The sequence below is a fragment of the Streptomyces sp. NBC_00459 genome (assembly GCF_036013955.1).
In the GTDB taxonomy this organism is placed as follows: domain Bacteria; phylum Actinomycetota; class Actinomycetes; order Streptomycetales; family Streptomycetaceae; genus Streptomyces.
The window spans coordinates 986,972-1,006,753 of the sequence record NZ_CP107903.1 but is presented as its reverse complement, the minus strand read 5'-3'; the positions used below and the strand labels follow the sequence as shown (position 1 = coordinate 1,006,753).

Annotated in this window: 17 protein-coding genes and 1 pseudogene; 6 read left to right on the top strand and 12 right to left on the bottom strand. The window is 69.9% G+C overall.

From position 1 onward, the window contains the following. Nucleotides 1-11 precede the first annotated feature (11 nt). Nucleotides 12-2,525, bottom strand: coding sequence for a DEAD/DEAH box helicase (locus tag OHN74_RS04235; protein ID WP_327693166.1), 2,514 nt, complete (start codon nucleotides 2,523-2,525; stop codon nucleotides 12-14). A gap of 145 nt (nucleotides 2,526-2,670) precedes the next feature. Here OHN74_RS04235 and OHN74_RS04230 point away from each other — a divergent pair, with 145 nt between their 5' ends. Then, nucleotides 2,671-3,465, top strand: a complete 795-nt coding sequence (locus OHN74_RS04230) for a metal-dependent hydrolase (protein ID WP_164316531.1) — start codon at nucleotides 2,671-2,673, stop codon at nucleotides 3,463-3,465. A gap of 23 nt (nucleotides 3,466-3,488) precedes the next feature. Here OHN74_RS04230 and OHN74_RS04225 read toward each other — a convergent pair whose 3' ends face one another. From OHN74_RS04225 to OHN74_RS04210, 4 genes are all read right to left on the bottom strand, one after another. Further along, a complete protein-coding gene (locus OHN74_RS04225; protein WP_327693165.1) occupies nucleotides 3,489-3,746 on the bottom strand; it encodes a type B 50S ribosomal protein L31 in 258 nt (85 codons plus the stop codon). A gap of 31 nt (nucleotides 3,747-3,777) precedes the next feature. Further along, a complete protein-coding gene (locus OHN74_RS04220; protein ID WP_327693164.1) occupies nucleotides 3,778-4,248 on the bottom strand; it encodes a DUF5709 domain-containing protein in 471 nt (156 codons plus the stop codon). 141 nt (nucleotides 4,249-4,389) lie between these two features. Continuing rightward, nucleotides 4,390-6,171, bottom strand: coding sequence for an ABC transporter ATP-binding protein (locus tag OHN74_RS04215; RefSeq protein ID WP_327693163.1), 1,782 nt, complete (start codon nucleotides 6,169-6,171; stop codon nucleotides 4,390-4,392). After that, the gene (locus OHN74_RS04210) at nucleotides 6,168-7,982 is read right to left on the bottom strand and encodes an ABC transporter ATP-binding protein (protein ID WP_327693162.1); all 1,815 of its coding nucleotides are present in this window, start codon (nucleotides 7,980-7,982) and stop codon (nucleotides 6,168-6,170) included. Before OHN74_RS04210 ends, OHN74_RS04215 begins: the two co-directional genes overlap by 4 nt. Before the next feature lie 203 nt (nucleotides 7,983-8,185). Between OHN74_RS04210 and OHN74_RS04205 the strand changes: the two genes are divergently transcribed. Next, nucleotides 8,186-9,823 carry a peptide-N4-asparagine amidase gene (locus OHN74_RS04205; protein WP_327693161.1) on the top strand — a complete coding sequence of 546 codons (1,638 nt, stop codon included), beginning with the start codon at nucleotides 8,186-8,188 and terminating at the stop codon, nucleotides 9,821-9,823. A gap of 140 nt (nucleotides 9,824-9,963) precedes the next feature. Then, nucleotides 9,964-11,349: a cation:dicarboxylate symporter family transporter gene (locus OHN74_RS04200; RefSeq protein WP_327693160.1), complete on the top strand. Its 1,386-nt coding sequence runs from the start codon at nucleotides 9,964-9,966 to the stop codon at nucleotides 11,347-11,349. A 102-nt stretch (nucleotides 11,350-11,451) separates the two neighbouring features. Here the strand turns inward: OHN74_RS04200 and OHN74_RS04195 are convergent, their stop codons facing one another. Further along, the gene (locus tag OHN74_RS04195; RefSeq protein ID WP_327693158.1) at nucleotides 11,452-11,922 is read right to left on the bottom strand and encodes a MarR family winged helix-turn-helix transcriptional regulator; all 471 of its coding nucleotides are present in this window, start codon (nucleotides 11,920-11,922) and stop codon (nucleotides 11,452-11,454) included. Between the two features lie 94 nt (nucleotides 11,923-12,016). Between OHN74_RS04195 and OHN74_RS04190 the strand changes: the two genes are divergently transcribed. Both OHN74_RS04190 and mltG read left to right on the top strand, forming a co-directional pair. After that, the gene (locus OHN74_RS04190; RefSeq protein WP_327693156.1) at nucleotides 12,017-13,819 is read left to right on the top strand and encodes an ABC transporter ATP-binding protein; all 1,803 of its coding nucleotides are present in this window, start codon (nucleotides 12,017-12,019) and stop codon (nucleotides 13,817-13,819) included. 65 nt (nucleotides 13,820-13,884) lie between these two features. Beyond that, on the top strand, nucleotides 13,885-14,763 hold the full coding sequence (gene mltG, locus OHN74_RS04185) for an endolytic transglycosylase MltG (RefSeq protein WP_327693155.1): 879 nt from the start codon (nucleotides 13,885-13,887) through the stop codon (nucleotides 14,761-14,763). Nucleotides 14,764-14,792: 29 nt separating this feature from the next. Here the strand turns inward: mltG and OHN74_RS04180 are convergent, their stop codons facing one another. From OHN74_RS04180 to OHN74_RS42825, 6 genes and pseudogenes are all read right to left on the bottom strand, one after another. Next, complete coding sequence (locus OHN74_RS04180) at nucleotides 14,793-15,875, bottom strand: NAD(P)-binding domain-containing protein (RefSeq protein ID WP_327699979.1); 1,083 nt, start codon at nucleotides 15,873-15,875, stop codon at nucleotides 14,793-14,795. A 69-nt stretch (nucleotides 15,876-15,944) separates the two neighbouring features. Continuing rightward, nucleotides 15,945-16,256, bottom strand: a pseudogene (locus OHN74_RS04175) (alkanesulfonate monooxygenase); the annotation flags it as partial. 16 nt (nucleotides 16,257-16,272) lie between these two features. Then, the gene (locus tag OHN74_RS04170; RefSeq protein WP_327693154.1) at nucleotides 16,273-17,310 is read right to left on the bottom strand and encodes an ABC transporter substrate-binding protein; all 1,038 of its coding nucleotides are present in this window, start codon (nucleotides 17,308-17,310) and stop codon (nucleotides 16,273-16,275) included. Between the two features lie 79 nt (nucleotides 17,311-17,389). Further along, a complete protein-coding gene (locus OHN74_RS04165; protein ID WP_327693153.1) occupies nucleotides 17,390-18,127 on the bottom strand; it encodes an ABC transporter ATP-binding protein in 738 nt (245 codons plus the stop codon). After that, a complete protein-coding gene (locus tag OHN74_RS04160; protein ID WP_327693152.1) occupies nucleotides 18,100-19,008 on the bottom strand; it encodes an ABC transporter permease in 909 nt (302 codons plus the stop codon). The genes OHN74_RS04165 and OHN74_RS04160 overlap by 28 nt, the downstream gene beginning before the upstream one ends. Nucleotides 19,009-19,144: 136 nt before the next feature. Next, complete coding sequence (locus tag OHN74_RS42825) at nucleotides 19,145-19,213, bottom strand: putative leader peptide (protein WP_351286961.1); 69 nt, start codon at nucleotides 19,211-19,213, stop codon at nucleotides 19,145-19,147. Nucleotides 19,214-19,351: 138 nt separating this feature from the next. Between OHN74_RS42825 and OHN74_RS04155 the strand changes: the two genes are divergently transcribed. Further along, complete coding sequence (locus OHN74_RS04155; RefSeq protein ID WP_327693151.1) at nucleotides 19,352-19,774, top strand: secondary thiamine-phosphate synthase enzyme YjbQ; 423 nt, start codon at nucleotides 19,352-19,354, stop codon at nucleotides 19,772-19,774. The last annotated feature ends 8 nt before the right edge of the window (nucleotides 19,775-19,782 follow it).

The window sequence follows — 19,782 nt, the reverse complement described above, 5'->3', positions numbered from 1 at the left end:
TTCTCCTGTGCTCACAACTGGCCGACGTCGGTGACCTTGATGACTGCGCGGCCCTCCGCGTCGGAGGCCACGAGGTCGACCTCCGCGCTGATGCCCCAGTCGTGGTCACCGTTCGGGTCGGCGAAGGCCTGCCGGACGCGCCACAGCCTGTTCTGCGGCTCCTCCTCGATCATCAGCAGCCGGGGGCCGCGGGCGTCGGGGCCGGTGCCGAGGTCCTCGTACTCGTCCCAGTACTTGTCCATCGCCTCGCCCCACGCGTCGGCGTCCCAGCCGGCTTCCGCGTCCAGCTCGGCCAGGGCGTCCACCTGGTCGAGGGCGGCCAGCTCGACACGGCGGAACATGGCGTTACGGACGAGGACACGGAAGGCCCGCGCGTTGGCCGTGACCGGCTTGACCTGGTCCGCCTTCTCCTGGGCCTCCTCGGCGGTCATCACCTCCGGGTTGGCGAGCTGCTCCCACTCGTCCAGAAGGCTGGAGTCGACCTGGCGCACCATCTCGCCCAGCCAGGCGATCAGATCCTGCAGATCCTCGGACTTGAGGTCGTCGGGGACGGTGTGGTCGAGAGCCTTGAAGGCGCCGGCGAGATAGCGCAGCACGATGCCCTCGGTGCGGGCCAGATCGTAGTGGGACACCAACTCGGTGAAGGTCATGGCGCGTTCGTACATGTCACGGATGACGGACTTGGGGGAGAGAGGATGATCGCCGACCCACGGGTGGCTCTTGCGGTAGGTGTCGTAGGCGTGGAAGAGCAACTCTTCCAAGGGCTTCGGGTACGAGACGTCCTGGAGGCGCTCCATACGCTCCTCGTACTCGACACCGTCCGCCTTCATCGCCCCGATGGCCTCGCCGCGCGCCTTGTTCTGCTGGGCCGCGAGAATCTGGCGCGGATCGTCCAGCGTGGACTCGACCACCGACACCATGTCCAGCGCGTACGACGGCGACTCCGGGTCCAGGAGGTCGAACGAGGCCAGCGCGAAGGTGGACAGCGGCTGGTTCAGCGCGAAGTCCTGCTGGAGATCCACGGTCAGGCGCACGATGCGTCCGGTCGCGTCCGGCTCGTCCAGCTTCTCGACCACGCCGCCGTCCAGCAGCGAGCGGTAGATGGCGATCGCGCGCCGGATGTGCCGCAGCTGCTGCTTGCGCGGCTCGTGGTTGTCCTCCAGCAGGTGCCGCATCGCGTCGAAGGCGTTGCCGGGGCGGGCGATCACCGACAACAGCATCGTGTGGGTCACCCGGAAACGGGATGTCAGCGGCTCCGGATCGGAGGTGATCAGCTTGTCGAAGGTGCTCTCGGTCCAGCCGACAAACCCCTCGGGCGCCTTCTTGCGGACCACCTTGCGGCGCTTCTTCGGGTCGTCGCCCGCTTTGGCGAGCGACTTCTCGTTCTCGATGACGTGCTCGGGCGCCTGCGCGACGACGAAGCCCGCTGTGTCGAAGCCCGCGCGGCCCGCCCGGCCGGCGATCTGGTGGAACTCACGCGCACGCAGGGTCCGTACGCGATTGCCGTCGTACTTCGTCAGCGCCGTGAACAGCACCGTGCGGATGGGCACGTTGACGCCGACGCCGAGCGTGTCCGTGCCGCAGATGACCTTCAACAGGCCTGCCTGGGCCAGCTTCTCGACCAGGCGGCGGTATTTGGGAAGCATGCCGGCGTGGTGGACGCCGATGCCGTGCCGGACGTAACGGGAGAGGTTCTGGCCGAACTTGGTGGTGAAGCGGAAGCCGCCGATCAGCTCGGCGATCCTGTCCTTCTCCTCGCGCGTGCACATGTTGATGCTCATCAGCGCCTGAGCCCGCTCCACCGCCTGCGCCTGCGTGAAGTGCACGATGTAGACGGGGGCCTGCCGGGTCTCCAACAGCTCCGTCAGCGTCTCGGTCATCGGGGTCAGCTTGTACTCGTACGACAGCGGGACCGGGCGGATCGCCGAGCGGACCACCGAGGTCGGGCGGCCGGTGCGGCGGGTCAGGTCCTTCTCGAACATCGAGACGTCGCCCAGCGTCGCCGACATCAGGATGAACTGCGCCTGGGGCAGCTCCAGGATCGGGATCTGCCAGGCCCAGCCGCGGTCGGCCTCGGCGTAGAAGTGGAACTCGTCCATCACCACCTGGCCGACATCAGCCTGCTTGCCGTCGCGCAGCGCGATGGAGGCCAGCACCTCGGCCGTGCAGCAGATGACGGGAGCATCGGAGTTGACCGAGGCGTCGCCGGTCAGCATCCCCACGTTCTCCGTGCCGAAGATCTTGCACAGCTCGAAGAACTTCTCCGAGACCAGGGCCTTGATCGGCGCGGTGTAGAAGGTGACCTCGTCCCGGGCCAGCGCGGCGAAGTGCGCACCTGCCGCGATCATGCTCTTGCCGGAGCCGGTGGGCGTCGACACGATCACGTTCGCACCCGAGACCGCCTCGATCAGCGCCTCCTCCTGGTGCGGGTAGAGCGTGAGACCGCGCTCCTGGGCCCACGACTCGAAGGCTTCGTAGAGGGCGTCGGGGTCTGCGGTCTGCGGCAGCTGATCGATGAGGGTCACGCCCCCATCTTGCCTGTGATCCCAGGTGAAGGGGGAATCGGATGCCCGTCCGAAGATCACGGCCGCTACGCTGTGTCGCCGACGGAGCGTCAGCGCACCCGGTCAACTGGACAGCGGCGTACGAGGAATAGGGCGGAACACGGCCATGATGGGACCAGCACACTCACTCTCGGGGGCCGCAGCCTGGCTCGGTGTGGGAGCCGCCGCGGCCGCGGCGGGCAAGCCGATGCCCTGGCCGGTGCTCCTGGTCGGTGCCCTGATCTGCGCAGGTGCCGCGCTTGCCCCGGACCTCGACCACAAGGCGGCGACCATTTCGAACGCCTTCGGCCCGATCTCGCGCGGCCTGTGCGAGATCGTCGACAAGCTCTCCTATGCCGTCTACAAGGCGACGAAGAAGCAGGGCGACCCGCGCCGCTCGGGCGGGCACCGGACACTGACGCACACCTGGCTGTGGGCGGTTCTGACCGGTGGGGGTGCCTCCGCGGTGGCGATCGCCGGGGGCCGTTGGGCGGTGCTGGCGATCCTCTTCGTGCACATCGTGCTCGCCATCGAAGGCCTGCTGTGGCGGGCGACGCGTGGCTCCAGTGCCGACGTCCTGGTCTGGCTGCTGGCGGCGACCAGCGCCTGGATCCTGGCCGGCGTCCTGGACAAGCCCGGCAACGGCGCGGACTGGCTGTTCACCGACCCGGGGCAGACGTATCTGTGGCTCGGGCTGCCGATCGTGCTCGGCGCGCTGGTGCACGACATCGGGGACGCGTTGACGGTGTCGGGCTGCCCGGTCCTGTGGCCCATCCCGATCGGCCGCAAGCGCTGGTACCCGATCGGCCCGCCGAAGGCGCTGCGGTTCCGGGCGGGCAGCTGGGTCGAGCTGAAGGTGCTCATGCCCGCGTTCATGCTGCTCGGCGGAGTGGGCTGCGCTGCGGCGCTCAACCTCATCTGAGGCCGGATACTGAGACAGGCGTCTCAGTTCTGGCCCTCCCCGGCGCCGTATCGCCGCTCGAAGGCGGCGACGCGGCCCTCGGTGTCCACCGTCCGGGCCTTGCCGGTGTAGAACGGGTGGCTCTCCGAGGAGATCTCCACGTCCACGACCGGGTACGTCTCGCCGTCGTCCCACTCGATGGTCTGCTCGCTCGTCGCGGTGGACCGGGTCAGGAAGGCGTATCCGGCGGTCCGGTCCCGGAAGACGACCGGCTGGTAGGCGAGCTGCTTGTCCTGCTGCATGCGTGTTCTCCTCGCTCGGTCAGGGGGACGTTCAGCCGGACAGGGCGTCCTCGTCGACGATGTGCATCGCGGCCTCCTCGGCCGAGGCCGCAGCGCCGTCGATACCCACGTCGGTGGCGATCAGCCCGCTCTCCCCGTCCTCGTGCGCGCCCTCGTTGGGGGCCACCAGACGACCGGAGCGGGCGGTGCCCACCTCGTTGTCCAGTGGCTCGCCGTCCGTGCCCGCGCAGTCGCCGATGCCGTCGCCGTCCGGTGCCGCGATGTCCGGCAGTTCCTCGGCGAGGCGCTGGTCCAGGGTCTCTCCCTGCCGGCGCTCCGCCGCCGTCACACCGGTGCGTTCCACCGCCCAGGGACGGTCCGGAGGGGACCAGCCACGGTCGAGGGGGTCACTCACCCCGTCGGTGACCAGGGTGTCCTCGGCGTCCAGGAGGCCCGCGTCGTCCTGTACCTCGGATCCGTCGGGCTGGTAGACGTCGTCTCCCCATCCCTCGTCACTGTCCACGGGTACCTCCAGGTGGGTGGGGACCGGCCCCGGCGCCGCCCGGATGGGCGGGCAGCCGCCTCCAGCGTTCCACCCACCGCCGGGACCGCGCAACGGGACGGAGCCGACCCGGCCCCGCCCCGCTGCCCGATCACCGGTGCGTCACCCGTGCCACGACCGCCACAGGGCCGCGTACGCCCCGTCCGCCGCGACCAGCTCGTCGTGGCTGCCCAGCTCGGTGATCCGGCCGCTCTCCACGACGGCGATGACGTCCGCGTCATGGGCCGTGTGCAGCCGGTGGGCGATGGCGACTACCGTGCGGCCGTCCAGGACCCGGGCCAGGGACCGCTCCAGATGACGGGCCGCGCGCGGGTCGAGGAGCGAGGTCGCCTCGTCCAGGACCAGGGTGTGCGGGTCGGCCAGAACCAGCCGGGCCAGCGCGATCTGCTGGGCCTGCGCCGGGGTGAGCGCGAAGCCGCCCGAGCCGACCTCGGTGTCCAGACCCTCGTCCAGCGCCCGGCCCCAGCCGTCCGCGTCGACCGCGCCCAGCGCCGCCCACAGCTCGGCGTCCCCGGCGTCCGTGCGGGCCAGCAGAAGGTTGTCGCGCAGGGAACCGACGAAGACGTGGTGCTCCTGGTTGACCAGCGCGACGTGCGAGCGGACCTCCTCGGCGGGCATCCTGGACAGCTCGGCGCCGCCCAGGGTGATACGGCCCGTCCGGGGTGCGTAGATCCCGGCGAGCAGTCTGCCCAGCGTGGACTTGCCCGCGCCCGAGGGGCCCACCAGGGCCAGCCGGGTGCCCGGCGCGACCTCCAGGGACACCTTGCGCAGCACGTCCACGCCCTCCCGGTAGCCGAAGTGGACCTGGTCCGCGTGCACGTCCCGCCCGTCCGGGGCCAGCGAGGGGTCACCGGCGTCCGGTTCGATGTCCCGGACCCCGACCAGCCGGGCCAGCGACACCTGGGCGACCTGGAGCTCGTCGTACCAGCGCAGGATGATCCCCACCGGGTCGACGAGCATCTGGGCCAGCAGTGCGCTCGTGGTCAGCTGGCCCACGTCGATCCAGCCCTGGAGCACGAAGACCCCGCCGACCATCAGCACCGAGCACAGCACCGTCACATGGGTGGCGTTGATGACCGGGAAGAGCACACACCGCAGCCACAGCGTGTAGCGCTCCCAGGCCGTCCACTCCCTGACCCGCCGGTCCGACAGTTCGATCCGGCGGTCGCCGAGGCGGTGGGCCTCGATGGTCCGCCCGGCGTCCACGGTCTCCGCGAGCACGGCGGCGACGGCGGCGTATCCGGCGGCTTCCGATCGGTAGCCGGAGGGTGCGCGCCGGAAGTACCAGCGACAGCCGACCACCAGCAGCGGCACCGCGAGGAGCACGGCCGGCGCCAGCGGCGGTGCCGTGACGACGAGACCGCCGAGCAGCAGCGCCGCCCACACCACGCCGATGGCGAGCTGCGGCACCGCCTCGCGCATCGCGTTGGCGAGCCGGTCGATGTCGGTGGTGATGCGGGAGAGCAGGTCACCCGTGCCCGCCCGTTCCAGGACACCCGGCGGCAGCCCGACCGCCCGGACGAGGAAGTCCTCGCGCAGGTCGGCCAGCATCCGCTCGCCGAGCATCGCGCCGCGCAGCCGCACCTGCCGTACGAACACGGCCTGCACGACCAGCGCGACGGCGAACAGGCCGACGGTGAGCTCCAGATGGAGTTCACGGGCGTCGTCCGAGACCCGCTCGACGAGGTCGCCCAGCAGGTACGGGCCGACCATGGAGGCCACCACGGAGACCGTGTTGACGGTGACCAGGAGCAGGAAGGCACGCCGGTGCCTGCGGAACAGTTCGCCCACGTAGGCGCGTACGGTCGCGGGGGCACCGACCGGCAGGGTGCTCGCCGTCGTCGGGGCCGCCGGGTCGTACGCCGGTGGCGCCACGCCGATCATGCCGTCTCTCCGATTTCCTTGAATGCTTCCAGTTCTTCCAGGTCGTCCAGGTCGTCCAGCTCGCGGCCGATGGCTTCCTCGTCCTCGGTCTCCCTGGTCACGACGGCCCGGTACCGAGGTTCCTTGTGCACCAGTTCGCGGTGGACACCGACCGCCGCGACCTCGCCCTCGTGGATCAGCACGACCCGGTCGGCGTGGTCCAGGAGAAGCGGCGAGGAGGTGAACACGACCGTCGTGCGGCCGGTGCGCAACTCCCGTACCCCGTCGGCGATCCGGGCCTCCGTGTGCGAGTCGACGGCCGAGGTCGGTTCGTCGAGCACGAGCACCTCGGGGTCCGTGATCAGTGACCGTGCCAGCGCCAGCCTCTGGCGCTGGCCGCCCGACAACGACCGCCCGCGCTCGGTGATCCGCGCGTCCAGCGGGTCCTCGGCGTCCAACGACCCCTGCACGAGCGCCTCCAGGACGTCGCCGCACTGTGCCGCGGCCAGCGCCTCGGTGGCGCTCACCGCACCCGAGGCGGGCACGTCGAGCAGCTCGCGCAGCGAACCGGAGAGCAGTACCGGGTCCTTGTCCTGGACGAGAACGGCCGTGCGGGTGCTGGAGAGCGGCAGTTCGTCCAGCGGCACACCACCGAGGAGTGCCGATGTGCCCTTCTCGGAAGGATGGCCGCCGAGCCGCTCCGCCAGCAGACCCGCCGTGTCCGGATCGCCGCACACCACGGCGGTCAGACACCCGGCGGGTGCCAGCAGCCCGGTCGCGGGGTCGTACAGATCCCCGGTCGGCACCACGGCCTCGCGCGAGCCCGCCGTGTCCGTGGCGCGCTCCAGTGACAGCACCCGCGCGGCGCGTTTCGCGGAGGGCCGGGAGAAGGAGTACGCCATGGCGATCTCCTCGAAGTGCCGGAGGGGATACGTCAGCAGCATGACCGCGCTGTACACGGTGACCAGTTCGCCGACGGCGATCCGGCCCTGCCGGGCCAGGTGCACGCCGTGCCAGACGACCGCGATCATCAGCAGACCCGGCAGCAGCACCTGGATCGCCGAGATCAGCGCCCACATACGGGCGCTGCGCACGGCCGCGTGGCGGACTTCCTGCGAGGCCCGCCGATAGCGGTCGAGAAAGAGTTCCTCGCCGCCGATGCCACGCAGCACCCGCAGTCCCGCGACGGTGTCCGAGGCCAGTTCGGTCGCGCGGCCCGCCTTCTCACGCTGGAAGTCGGCCCGCCGGGTGGCCCGCGGTAGCAGCGGCAGCACGGCGATGGCGAGGACCGGGATGCCCACGGCGACCACGATGCCGAGTTCCGGCTGGTAGACGTACAGGCCGGCGCAGACCAGTACGACGGTCACCGCCGCGGCGGTGAACCGGGAGAGGGCCTCCACGAACCAGCCGATCTTCTCCACGTCACCCGTGGAGACCGAGACGATCTCGCCGGCCGCGACCCGCCGTGTCAGGGCCGAGCCCAGCTGGGCGGTCCTGCGGGCCAGCAGTTGCTGGACGCGGGCCGCCGCTGTGATCCAGTTGGTGACCGCGGCCCGGTGCAGCATGCTGTCGCCGAGTGCGATGGCCACACCGCACAGCACCATCAGCCCGCCCGCGAGGGCCAGCCGTTCGCCCGAGCGGTCGACGACGGCCTGCACGGCGAACCCGACGCCGAACGGCAGCCCGGAGACGGCCACGAAGTGCACCAGTCCCCAGGCGAGGGCGGTGAGCTGCCCGCCGAGCTGGTTGCGGAAGAGCCACCACAGAAATCTGGGGCCCGAGCGTGCGTCCGGTACACCCGGGTCTCGATACGGAAGGTCTTGGATCTTCATGACGTCCCAGTGACTCGCATCTCGCATGAGGGGGTGGATGTGGGGGTGGGAGGGGCCGGGAAGGCCGACAACGGGCCGTGAAAGGTTCGCGTCACCGCGTGGTCGGAGGCAAACGGTTTTCCGGCGAGAGGCGTGGTTTCGGCCCGATTGGCGGTTGATCGCCTCATTGCCGCGTGGGGCCGACTGCCCGTAGAACACCGGCCATGAGAAGCCGGATCATCATGTCCATGCTTGCCGGAGCGACCCTCCTGGCGAGCACCCTCCTAGGAGCGGACCCCGCTCGGTCGGCCGAGGCGGCGGCCCGGTCCGTCGATGTCCCCGCGGAGTTCGGCACCGACTGGCACGACCCGGTCACCGCCGCGCCCGCGGTCACGCGGCCGGTGGGCTCCAAGTCCTGCGAAGTCGTCGTCGCCGAGGCCCAGTTCAAGGACTTCACGCCCTACCAGGGCACATACGAGCCCCCGAGCGGCTGCGGCACGAGTTGGGGCAAGGTCGTTCTGCGGATGGACGGCAAGGTGAAGGGACGTCAGTACGACCGCCTCGGCTACCTGCACATCGGCGGCGTCGAAGTCCTCCGTACCTCCACTCCGCAGCCCTCACCCGACGGCATCTCCTGGTCCGTCGAGAAGGACGTCACGCGCTACAGCGACACCCTGAGCAAGGCCCGGCCCGTCGAGATGCTCATCGGAAACGTTGTCAACGACACCTACACCGGCATCCTCGACGTCAAGGTCACGCTGACGTTCTACGACGAGCCGGCTGGGACCCCCGCTGCGAAGGACACTCCGGACCGCGTCCTCACCCTCCAGGACGGCACCCTCACCACTCCGCGCAACAGTGAACGCATCGTCGCCGAGGTGTACGCGACCGGCTCCGGCGGAGGCTGCGAGGAGTACTGGTACCTCACCGTCCCCGACGCGGCCCCCTACTCCTGCAAGGCCACGGACGGCCCGTACCGCGAGGTGCAGATCAAGGTAGACGGCCAACTGGCCGGAATCGCCGCCCCGTTCCCGACCGTGTGGACCGGTGGCTGGTCCAACCCCTTTCTCTGGTACGTGATTCCGGGACCGCGCGCCTTCGACATCAAACCGATCGAATACGATCTGACCCCCTTCGCCGGGCTCCTCAACGACGGCCGGCCGCACGACGTGGAGGTCTCCGTCGTCGGCGTGCCGGAAGGGCAGGCGGGCTGGAGCACCCCCGTCAACGTCCTCGTCTGGCAGGACGCCGAGCGCGCTCGGGTCACCGGCAGGCTCACCTCCCGCCATGCGAGTGGCCTCGCCAACTCCTCGACATACACACCTGGTTCGGCCGACGGGCAGAACCGTCTCGACACCGATGGCGGTCACCGTCTGACCGTCACCGGGTATGTCGACACCTCGCACGGCCGGGTTGTCACCACGGTCGGCCGCGCCCTCGCCAACACCTCCGTGCACCGCTGGACCGACGGCGAGAACACCGACGGCCTCACCGCCACCTGGACGGACGCCGAGAACGTCACCGTCGACGGACGCGGGCCGGCCAGGACCGTCCGCACGCAGCGGACGTACACGATGGACGGCACGACCACACTCGGCGCGGGCGACCGGCTGCGGACCGTGCTCACGCTCGGCGACCGGGAGGCGGTCGCCGAGACGTTCGGGGGGCGGCGTACGGCGTGGTCGTGGCTCGACGACGCGTACACGGGCGACGCGACGTATACGGCGAACGTGCCGCGCGACCAGCGTCACGCCGTCGGGAAGACGAGTGAGCGCCACCGGCTGTACGGCTCGGCCGGATGCCACGACCGTTCGCTGGTGACCGTGCAGGGGGTGCTCACGGAGGACCGCGACCGCTGCTGAGAGAGCGGTGCGTGCGGTGGGGACGGCCGATGATTTACACCGCTGAAATACGCAGGTTGCAGTCGGGATCCACGACTCCTCAATAGTGTGCGACGCGGAATCGCTTTTCCGCATCCCAGAAGCTTCTTGGAGGAGTGCTCGTGCCGCAGTCCGTACCGTCCCTGCCGCGACGCGTCGCACGCATACTGCGTACCTCACTGTTCGCGCAGGTTGCCGTCGCGCTTGTGCTCGGCATCGTCGTCGGCAAGCTCTGGCCCGACGTGGCCACGGATCTCAAGCCGCTCGGCGACGGGTTCACCCGGCTGATCAAGACGATCATCTCGCCGCTCGTCTTCTGTGTGGTCGTCGTCGGCATCGCCAAGGCCGGAGATCTCAAGGCGTTCGGCCGGATCGGGCTCAAGGCCCTGATCTGGTTCGAGGTGGCGAGCACGCTCGCCCTGGTCATCGGGCTCCTCGCCGCCAACATCGTCCAGCCCGGCTCGGGCATGAACGTCGACCCGTCCACGCTCGACACCTCGGCGATCGACGCGAAGACGGGTGGCGGCTCGCTGCCCTCGACCACCGAGTTCATCGTCAACGCGATACCCACCAGCTTCATCGGTGCCTTCGCCGAGAACGAACTCCTCCAGGTGCTGATCCTGGCCTGCCTGGTGGGCGCGGCGCTGCTCCACCTCGGCCACACCAAGGTGCCGAAGGTGCTGCCCGCCATCGAGCAGGCCCAGGAGATCATCTTCGCGGTCGTCGGCTTCATCATGCGGCTCGCCCCGATCGCGGTGTTCGGCGCGATGGCCGTCCTGATCGGCCAGTACGGACTCGGCGTGATCGAGACGTACGCCAAGCTGATCATTCTCTGCTATGCGGCTGCCGCGCTCTTCATCGCGCTGCTCGCCGTCGCTCTCAAGATGGTCACCGGGCTCAGCCTCTGGAAGTTCCTCCGCTACATCCGTGAGGAGATGCTCCTCGCGCTCGGCACCGCCTCCACCGAGTCCGTGATGCCGCGCGTGATGCTGAAGCTGCGCAAGGCCGGCGCCCGCGACGACGCGGTGGGTCTGGTGCTGCCCACCGGGTACTCCTTCAACCTCGACGGCGCGTCGCTCTATCTCTCGATCGGCACCCTGTTCATCGCCCAGGCCGTGGGCGTGGACCTCAGCCTCGGTCAGCAGATCACCGTGATCCTGGTGCTCATGCTCACCAGCAAGGGCATGGCCGGCATCCCCGGTTCGGCCTTCCTCGCCCTGTCCGCGACCGCCTCCTCGCTCGGGGCCATCCCGGCCGGGGCCGTCGCACTGCTGCTCGGCGTCGACCGCATCATGGACTCGATGCGCGTCGTCACGAACCTGCTCGGCAACTGCGTCGCCGTCTTCGCGGTCTCCCGCTGGGAGGGGGCTCTGGATCTGGAGCGCGCGAAGAAGGTGCTGGACCGGGAGATCGTGATCTCGGAGGAGGACGACGCGGCGGACGCGGAGGGATCCGCGGAGGTGGTGGTTCCGGCCCAGGTGGCCGAGGCCAAGGAGCCCGCGAGCTGATCTGCGGTACCTCCGACATTCGACCGGGCCGTGGGTCCGCCCCAGTGCTCCAGGGGGCGGACCCACGGCCCGGTCGAATGTGAAGAAACAGTGGCGCTCCGGTCAGCAGCGCCGCTCGGGCGGCGCTCCGCCCCCGTCCATCAGCGTGTCCAGCAGCCCGCCCAGCAGTGTGCGCTGCTCGTCCGTCAGCGGCGCGAGAATCTCCTCCGCCGCCGCCCTGCGCGCTCCGCGCAGCTCGCTCAGCGCCTGGCGTCCGTCGTCCGTGAGCTCGATCCGGATCACCCGGCGGTTGTCGGGATCGGGCACCCGGCGCACCTTGCCGCTCGCCTCCAGCGCGTCCACCAGTGTCGTCACCGCCCGGGGTACGACCTCCAGGCGCTCCGCGAGATCTGCCATCCGCGGCGGAGAACCGTGATGCTGGAGGTGGTGCGAGAGAGTGCGCAGCAGCCGGGACTGGGCCGGGGTGATGCCGACTCCGCGCTGTTCCAGCTGGTGCTTGTGGCTGCGGTGCAGACGGCGGGTCAGGTTCAGCAACTGGTCGGCGAGCGGACCGTCGGCGTCGGGGGAACTCATGGGGGAACAATATCAGGATGCAGTTCATTGTGAGTATAGGTAACAATGAGCTATGCTCCGCCAGTCGTCCTCACCAAGTCTCCCGAAGGAGCCCATGAAACCCGACCGTCAACCCGCCTGGACCCCGTCCGCCGACTCGGCGGACCAGCCGCGCCAGGTCCGTCGCATCCTGAAGCTCTTCCGTCCCTACCGCGGCCGGCTCGCCGTGGTGGGCCTGCTGGTGGCCGCAGCGTCCCTCGTGTCCGTCGCCACCCCCTTTCTCCTGAAGGAGATCCTCGACGTCGCGATCCCCGAGGGCCGCACCGGACTGCTCAGCCTGCTCGCCCTCGGGATGATCGTCAGCGCCGTCCTCGGCGGCGTCCTCGGTGTGCTGCAGACGCTGATCTCCACGACCGTCGGCCAGCGCGTCATGCACGACCTGCGCACCGCCGTCTACGGCCGTCTGCAGAACATGTCGCTCGCCTTCTTCACCCGCACCCGCACGGGCGAGGTCCAGTCGCGCATCGCCAACGACATCGGCGGTATGCAGGCCACTGTCACCTCCACCGCGACCTCCCTGGTCTCCAACTTCACCAGCGTCGTCGCCACGATCGTCGCGATGGTCGCCCTCGACTGGCGCCTGACCGCCGTGTCGCTGCTCCTGCTGCCGGTGTTCGTCTGGATCAGCCGCCGCGTGGGCAACGAACGCAAGCGGATCACCACCCAGCGCCAGAAGCAGATGGCCGCGATGGCCGCCACGGTCACCGAGTCGCTGTCGGTCAGCGGCATCCTGCTCGGCCGGACGATGGGCCGCGCCGACTCGCTCACCCGGTCCTTCGCCGCGGAGTCCGAGGGGCTGGTCGACCTCGAAGTGCGCTCCAGCATGGCCGGTCGCTGGCGGATGGCCGTCATCGGCATCGTCATGTCCGCCATGCCCGCCGTCATCTACTGGGCCGCGGGCCTCGCCCTCCAGTTCGGCGGCCCGACCGTCTCGATCGGCACGCTCGTCGCCTTCGTCTCGCTCCAGCAGGGCCTGTTCCGGCCGGCCGTCAGCCTGCTGAGCACCGGCGTCCAGATCCAGGCCTCGCTCGCGCTCTTCCAGCGCATCTTCGAGTATCTCGACCTGCCCATCGACATCACCGAGCCCGAGAACCCGGTCCACCTCGACACGGTCAAGGGTGAAGTCCGGCTGGAGGGCGTCGAGTTCCGCTACGACGACAAGAGCCGCCCGATCCTCGACGGGGTCGACATCGCCGTCCCGGCGGGCGGCAGCCTGGCGATCGTCGGCCCCACCGGCGCCGGCAAGTCCACGCTGGGCCACCTCGTGCCCCGTCTGTACGACGTGACGGGCGGCCGGGTCACCATCGACGGCGTGGACGTCCGCGACCTCGACTTCGACACGCTCGCCCGCGCGGTAGGCGTCGTCTCCCAGGAGACGTACCTCTTCCACGCCACGGTCGCCGACAACCTGCGCTTCGCCAAGCCGGACGCCACCGACGAGGAACTGCACGCGGCGGCGCGGGCGGCGCAGATCCACGACCACATCTCGTCCCTGCCCGACGGGTACGACACGGTCGTCGGTGAGCGCGGTCACCGCTTCTCCGGCGGTGAGAAACAGCGCCTCGCCATCGCCCGTACGATCCTGCGCGACCCGCCCGTCCTCATCCTGGACGAGGCGACCAGCGCCCTGGACACCCGTACCGAAGCGGCCGTCCAGGAAGCCATCGACGCCCTGTCGGCCAACCGCACCACGCTCACCATCGCGCACCGGCTGTCCACCGTTCGGGGCGCCGACCAGATCGTGGTCCTGGACTCCGGGCGCGCGGTCGAACGGGGTACGCACGAGGAACTGCTGCGGCAGGACGGGCGGTACGCGGCGCTGGTGCGCCGTGATGCCCAACTGGAGCCGACCGGGTGACATGTGTGGTCGGACAAGATGAATATATGCCGGGTTTGTGACGTTCTGCGGGTTACCGTGCCCGCATGCAGATGAACACTCCGTCACGGAGCACGATTCGCCTGACGCGCCGTGGCCGGGCCGTCCTCATCGCGACCGGTGCCGTTGTCGCGGCCACCGCCGTGGCGGTGCCGCTGCTGAGCGTCGACAGCGAAGGGGACCCCCGGCCGACCTCCCTCCTGATCCCGGAGGGCTGGCGCTCCATGCAGGTGTACGAGGCTGTCGACAAGGCCCTCGCCCTGCCGGCCGGGAGCACGAAGAAGTCGCTCGCCAAGGCCCGGCTGAAACTCCCCACCGATGCCGAGGGCAACCCCGAGGGCTATCTCTTCCCGGCGACCTATCCGCTGAAGGAGAAGGCCACACCGGAATCCCTGCTGTCGTTCATGGTCGACACCGCCAACCGGAAGTTCGGCGGTCCGCCGGTCACCGCCGGGGCGCAGCGCAACGCCATGAACGTCTACCAGGCCGTCACCATCGCGAGCATCGTCCAGGCCGAGGCCGCCGGCAAGCAGGACATGGGAAAGGTGGCCCGGGTCGTCTTCAACCGGCTCGAACGCGGGATGCCGCTGCAGATGGACTCGACCATCAACTACGCGCTGAACAGGTCCACGCTCAGGACGACGGCGAACGACACCCGCCTGAACAGCCCGTACAACTCCTATCAGCGCATGGGCCTGCCGCCCACGCCGATCGCCAACCCCGGCGAGGAGGCGATGCGCGCCGCCATCAACCCGACGCCGGGCGACTGGCTGTACTTCGTCACCGTCAAGCCGGGGGACACCCGCTTCACGGCCGACTACGCCGAACACCAGCGCAACGTCGCCGAGTTCAACCAGAACCAGAAAGAGCAGAAGGACCGGAAGAGTCCGGGCCAGGGGCAGCGGAGCGGGCAGCCCGCCAAGTGAACTGACGGGCCATGCGGCCCTACGGGACGTCAGACAGTGGCCGGCTCCTGGTCGAGCAGCCGCCTGATGTCCCGTACGGCCGTCCGCCCTGCGCGGTTGGCGCCGATCGTGCTCGCCGACGGGCCGTAGCCGACCAGATGGACGCGCGGATCGGTGACCACGCGCGTCCCCTCGACGCGGATCCCGCCGCCGGGTTCGCGCAGTCTGAGCGGTGCCAGATGGTCGATCGCGGCCCGGAATCCGGTCGCCCAGAGGATCACGTCGGCGTCGACGCGCTGTCCGTCGGCCCACTCGACGCCCTCCGGGGTGATCCGGTCGAACATGGGGCGCCGGTCGAGGACGCCGTCGGCGAGTGCCTGCCGGATCGCGTCGTTGAGGGGCAGGCCGGTGACCGACACGACACTCTTCGGCGGCAGCCCCTGGCGGACCCGTTCCTCGACGAGGGCGACGGCCTCGCGCCCGAACTCCTCGGTGAAGGGCCCCTCGCGGAAGACCGGCGGACGCCGGGTCACCCACGTGGTCTCGGCCGCGTACGGAGCGATCTCCATCAGGTGCTGGGTGCCGGACGCCCCTCCGCCCACGACGACCACCCGCTGCCCGGCGAACTCCTCGGGCCCCGGGTACTGCGCGGTGTGCAACTGCCGTCCCCGGAAGGTCTCCTGGCCCGGATAGCGCGGCCAGAACGGCCGGTCCCAGGTGCCGGTGGCGTTGATCAGCGCCCGCGCCGACCAGTCACCGTCCGAGGTCTCGACGAGCAGCCGCCCGTCTCCGTCGCCCTCGCGCACGGCCCGTACCTCCACCGGCCTCCGTACCTTCAGATCGAAGGCGCGCTCGTACGTGTCGAAGTACTCGCCGATGACCTCGGCGGACGGCCGCGTCGGATCGGCGTTCGTCAGCTCCATGCCGGGCAGCGCGTGCATCCCGTGCACCTTGCCGTAGGTGAGCGACGGCCAGCGGAACTGCCAGGCGCCACCGGGATGCGGGGCGTGATCGAGCACGACGAAGTCACGCTCCGTCGCGAAGCCGGTGCGCTGCAGGTGATAGGCGCTGGACAGACCTGCCTGGCCGGCGCCGATGACGACGACATCGACTTCTCGTACGCCCTCGCGCATCCCGGTATCGTTCACGCTTCTACTAACCGGGAGAGGGGCGAGGATCTTCCCGCGACGCAGCCGAAGCGTTCAGCGCCCGCTCGCCACCAGCGGCGGCGAACCCCCGGCCGCCCTCGGCGTACGCTCCAGCAGCCCGCGCGCCGCCAGCTCGGGAATCACACCCTCGCCGAACCAGTACGCCTCCTCCAGATACGGATGGCCGGAGAGCACGAAATGCTCCACCCCCAGCGCGTGGTACTCCTCGATCCGCTCCGCGACCTCGGCATGGCTGCCCACGAGCGCCGTGCCCGCGCCGCCCCGGACGAGACCGACGCCCGCCCACAGGTTCGGACAGATCTCCAGCTTGTCGCGAGAGCCGCCGTGCAGGGCGACCACGCGCTGGATGCTCATCGAGCGTTCACGACTCCTTGCTGGGTCGCGGGGCGGTGGTGGACGGGGGCAGGTCGTCGTTGAAGCGCCGGTCCACGTACTTCGCGAAGTCGACCTTGTTCGGGATGAGCTTGAGGCTGGTGAACGTGTCCGCGATCTGCTGCTCGGAGGCGACGAGCGCGTCGTCGATCGCCACCGGGATACGGGTCGCGTTGGACCGGTTCACCGACGCGAGCGCAACGTCGTACGGCAGCCCGGTGTCCTTCGCCCACACCTTGGCCCAGGCGTCGGGGTGCGCGTACACCCAGTCCTGGGCGCGCCGCAGCCGCTCCACGAAGTCCTTGACGGCGGCCGCCTTCTTGGCGTCCCTGAGCGCGGCGGGCGCGGCCACCTGGAAGTTGAGCCCGTTGACCACACCCTCGCCGTCGGCCAGGACGCGCCCCTGGCCGCCCTTGAGCACCTGTGAGGTGTACGGGTCCCACACCGCCCACGCGTCGACGCTGCCGCTGGTGTACGCGGCCAGGGCGTCGGCGGGCTGGAGGTACTTGACCTTGATGTCGTCGAGGGTGAGCCCGGCCTGCTTGAGGGAGGCGATCAGCTGGTAGTGCGCGGACGAACCCTGCGCCACGGCAACGGACTTGCCCTTGAGGTCGGAGGCCTTCTTGAGCCTGGAGTCCTTGGGCACCAGGATGGCCTCACCCTGGGATCCGCCGCGCAGGGCGCCCACCACAGTGATCTTGGAACCGGCGCCGGCCGCGAAGACCGGCGGGGTGTTGCCCACGCTGCCGATGTCGACGGCCTTGGCGTTGACGGCTTCGAGAAGCGGCGGGCCGGAGGTGAAGGTGGACCACTTGATCTTGTAGTCCAGGTTCTTGAGCTCCCCTGCGGCCCGCAGCACGGCCTCCGAACCGCCCTTCTGGTCACCGACGTTGAGCGTGAGGGACCCCTTGCCGTCGGTACCGCTGCCGGAGCCGATGGAGGAGCTGGCGGCCGAGTTCCCGCCGCAGGCCGAGGCGAGGAGGGCGAGGGGGAGGAGCAGAGCGGCGGGGACGAGGTGTCGTCGCATGGTCGTTCGTTCCGATCGTTTCTGTGCGGCGGGGAGGGCGAATCAGGGGAGGAGGAAGGGGAGTTGCGAGGGCTCGGGCTCAGGCCGCCTCGGCGGCGGTGTCGACGCCCAGGCGTTCCAGGAGCCGGCCGCGCAGTTCGGCGAAGCGTGGGTCGGTGATGTCGCGGGGGCGGTCGAGGTCGACCGTCGTCTCGTACGCGATGACTCCCTCGTCCATCACCAGGACGCGGTCGGCGAGCAGAACCGCCTCCTCGACGTCGTGCGTCACCAACAGGACCGCGCAGCCCCGGCGTTGCCAGAGTTCGCCGACCAGGCGCTGCGCCTTGATACGGGTGAGCGCGTCCAGCGCGCCGAACGGCTCGTCGAGCAGCAGGAGATCGGGCTCGCGCACCAACGCCCGGGCCAGCGAGGCACGTTGGGCCTCGCCGCCGGAAAGCGTCTTGGGCCAGGCGTCGGAACGGTGACTGAGGCCGACCTCGGTGAGCGCCTGCTCGGCGACCTCACGTCCGGGCTTGCCGGGCAGCCCCAGCAGGACGTTGCGCCACACCTTCTTCCACGGCATCAGCCGGGGAGCCTGAAAGGCGACGGCCTTGCGGCGCGGTACGAGGACGGTGCCGGCGATGTCGCGGTCGAGCCCGGCGAGGATGCGCAGCAGCGTCGACTTGCCGCAGCCGCTGCGGCCGAGCAGGGCCACGAACTCGCCGGGCCGGACGTCCAGATGGAGGTTGTCGATGACGGCGCGGCCGTCGAAGGACCGGGTCAGCCCCTCGACCCGTACGGCCGGTGAGGTCACCGTCCGGTGAAGGTGGGTCGCCATTGCAGCAGCAGCCTTTCGAGGGAGCGGACGACGAAGTCGGCCAGCAGGCCGAGGAACGCGTAGACGATGAGGCAGACCACGATCACGTCGGTCCGCAGGAAGTCCCGTGCCTGCACCATGAGGAAGCCGATACCGGCGTCCGCGTTGATCTGCTCGGCGAAGACGAGCGCGAGCCAGGCGATGCCGAGCGAGTAGCGCAGCCCGGTCATCGCCCCGGGCAGCGCGCCCGGCAGCACGACATGCCGGACCAGACCCCACCGGGACAGCCCCAGCGACTCCCCGGCCTCGATCAACTGGGCGTCCACACCCCGGATTCCGGCGTAGACGTTGAGGTAGAGCGGGAAGGTCACACCGAGGGTGATGATCGCTACCTTCGGTGCCTCACCGATGCCGAACCAGATGATGAACAGCGGGATCAGACCGACGAACGGTACGGTCCGCAGCATCTGGACGGGCGCGTCGACGAGGTCCTCGCCGACCCGGAACAGGCCCGAGACGAGGGCGAGTCCGGTGCCGATGACAGTGCCGAGGAGCAGTCCGAGGGCGACCCGTTGGAGCGAGGTGGCCATCGCGTTGCCCAGTGAACCATCGGCGATCAGATCACTGCCGACCTCGGCGATCCGGCCGGGTGAGGCGAGGATGTCGGAGGTCAACACGCCCGTACTGCTGAGGAGTTGCCAGAGCGCGAGGAGCAGCAGTGGGCCCGAGGTGCGGCGCAGCCAGCGGGGGACACGGGTGCGGCGCGTGGAGCTGGGGACGATGGGTTCGAGGTCGGGAAGGGTGCGTTCGGCGTCACCGGCGGCGGCCTCGGACGTACCAGAACTGGATTTGACCGATATATCGGGCTCGGAGGAGCCCGGTGGGGCATGGCTGATGCTCATGAGTGCTCCACGAGGAGGAGAGCGACCGGGGTGGGGGTGTGCCTCGGCGCCGCCGCGTCCGGGACGGTTCAGGGCAGATCGCGGACGTGCGGGTTGGGCGGTGCCCAGGCGGGCGTGAAGGGAGGGGAAAAGGGCGTCAGCAGCCGCGACGACACGCGGCGGAGGCCACCCGCAGCAGGTCGATATGACCGCGCGTGGTGAGCATGGCTGAACGCAACATGCCGCTGAAAGTAGCCAGGTGGCGTGGCCACGGTCAATGGTGTCTCGCGGAATGGACCACTCGTATCAAGGGGCGGGAGCCTTGCCGGGCGTGGCTCCCGGCGGCCGGGTGATGATGGGGCGCATGTCCCATGCCTTCACCACTCACGTCCTGAACATCGTCTCCGGCACCCAGGAGACGGTCGTCGACCTCACCCATGACTGCGAGTCCTTCCTGAGGGAGGTGGCGGGCGGCCGGGACGGTCTGCTCAACGTCTTCGTCCCGCACGCCACCGCCGGAATCGCGGTCATCGAAACGGGTGCGGGCAGCGACAGCGACCTCCTCGCCGCGCTGCACACCCTGCTCCCCGCCGACGACCGCTGGCAGCACCGCCACGGCACCCCCGGCCACGGCCGCGACCACGTACTCCCGGCGCTCGTCCCACCGCACGCCACCTTGCCGGTGGTGAGCGGGCAACTGGAGCTGGGGACTTGGCAGTCGGTGTGCCTGGTGGACACCAATAAGGACAACGCCAACCGTCAGGTGCGATTGAGCTTCCTGGGCTGATCGAGTTG

Excerpts from the sequence above, each read along its gene's own strand:
- OHN74_RS04160 (WP_327693152.1), bottom strand. The coding sequence starts at position 19,008 with ATGAGCATCAGCCATGCCCCACCGGGCTCCTCCGAGCCCGATATATCG.
- OHN74_RS04165 (WP_327693153.1), bottom strand. The coding sequence starts at position 18,127 with ATGGCGACCCACCTTCACCGGACGGTGACCTCACCGGCCGTACGGGTC.
- mltG (WP_327693155.1), top strand. The coding sequence starts at position 13,885 with ATGCAGATGAACACTCCGTCACGGAGCACGATTCGCCTGACGCGCCGT.
- OHN74_RS04155 (WP_327693151.1), top strand. The coding sequence starts at position 19,352 with ATGTCCCATGCCTTCACCACTCACGTCCTGAACATCGTCTCCGGCACC.
- OHN74_RS04190 (WP_327693156.1), top strand. The coding sequence starts at position 12,017 with ATGAAACCCGACCGTCAACCCGCCTGGACCCCGTCCGCCGACTCGGCG.
- OHN74_RS04215 (WP_327693163.1), bottom strand. The coding sequence starts at position 6,171 with ATGATCGGCGTGGCGCCACCGGCGTACGACCCGGCGGCCCCGACGACG.
- OHN74_RS04205 (WP_327693161.1), top strand. The coding sequence starts at position 8,186 with ATGAGAAGCCGGATCATCATGTCCATGCTTGCCGGAGCGACCCTCCTG.
- OHN74_RS04170 (WP_327693154.1), bottom strand. The coding sequence starts at position 17,310 with ATGCGACGACACCTCGTCCCCGCCGCTCTGCTCCTCCCCCTCGCCCTC.
- OHN74_RS04230 (WP_164316531.1), top strand. The coding sequence starts at position 2,671 with ATGATGGGACCAGCACACTCACTCTCGGGGGCCGCAGCCTGGCTCGGT.
- OHN74_RS04210 (WP_327693162.1), bottom strand. The coding sequence starts at position 7,982 with ATGAAGATCCAAGACCTTCCGTATCGAGACCCGGGTGTACCGGACGCA.
- OHN74_RS04225 (WP_327693165.1), bottom strand. The coding sequence starts at position 3,746 with ATGCAGCAGGACAAGCAGCTCGCCTACCAGCCGGTCGTCTTCCGGGAC.
- OHN74_RS04180 (WP_327699979.1), bottom strand. The coding sequence starts at position 15,875 with ATGCGCGAGGGCGTACGAGAAGTCGATGTCGTCGTCATCGGCGCCGGC.
- OHN74_RS04195 (WP_327693158.1), bottom strand. The coding sequence starts at position 11,922 with ATGAGTTCCCCCGACGCCGACGGTCCGCTCGCCGACCAGTTGCTGAAC.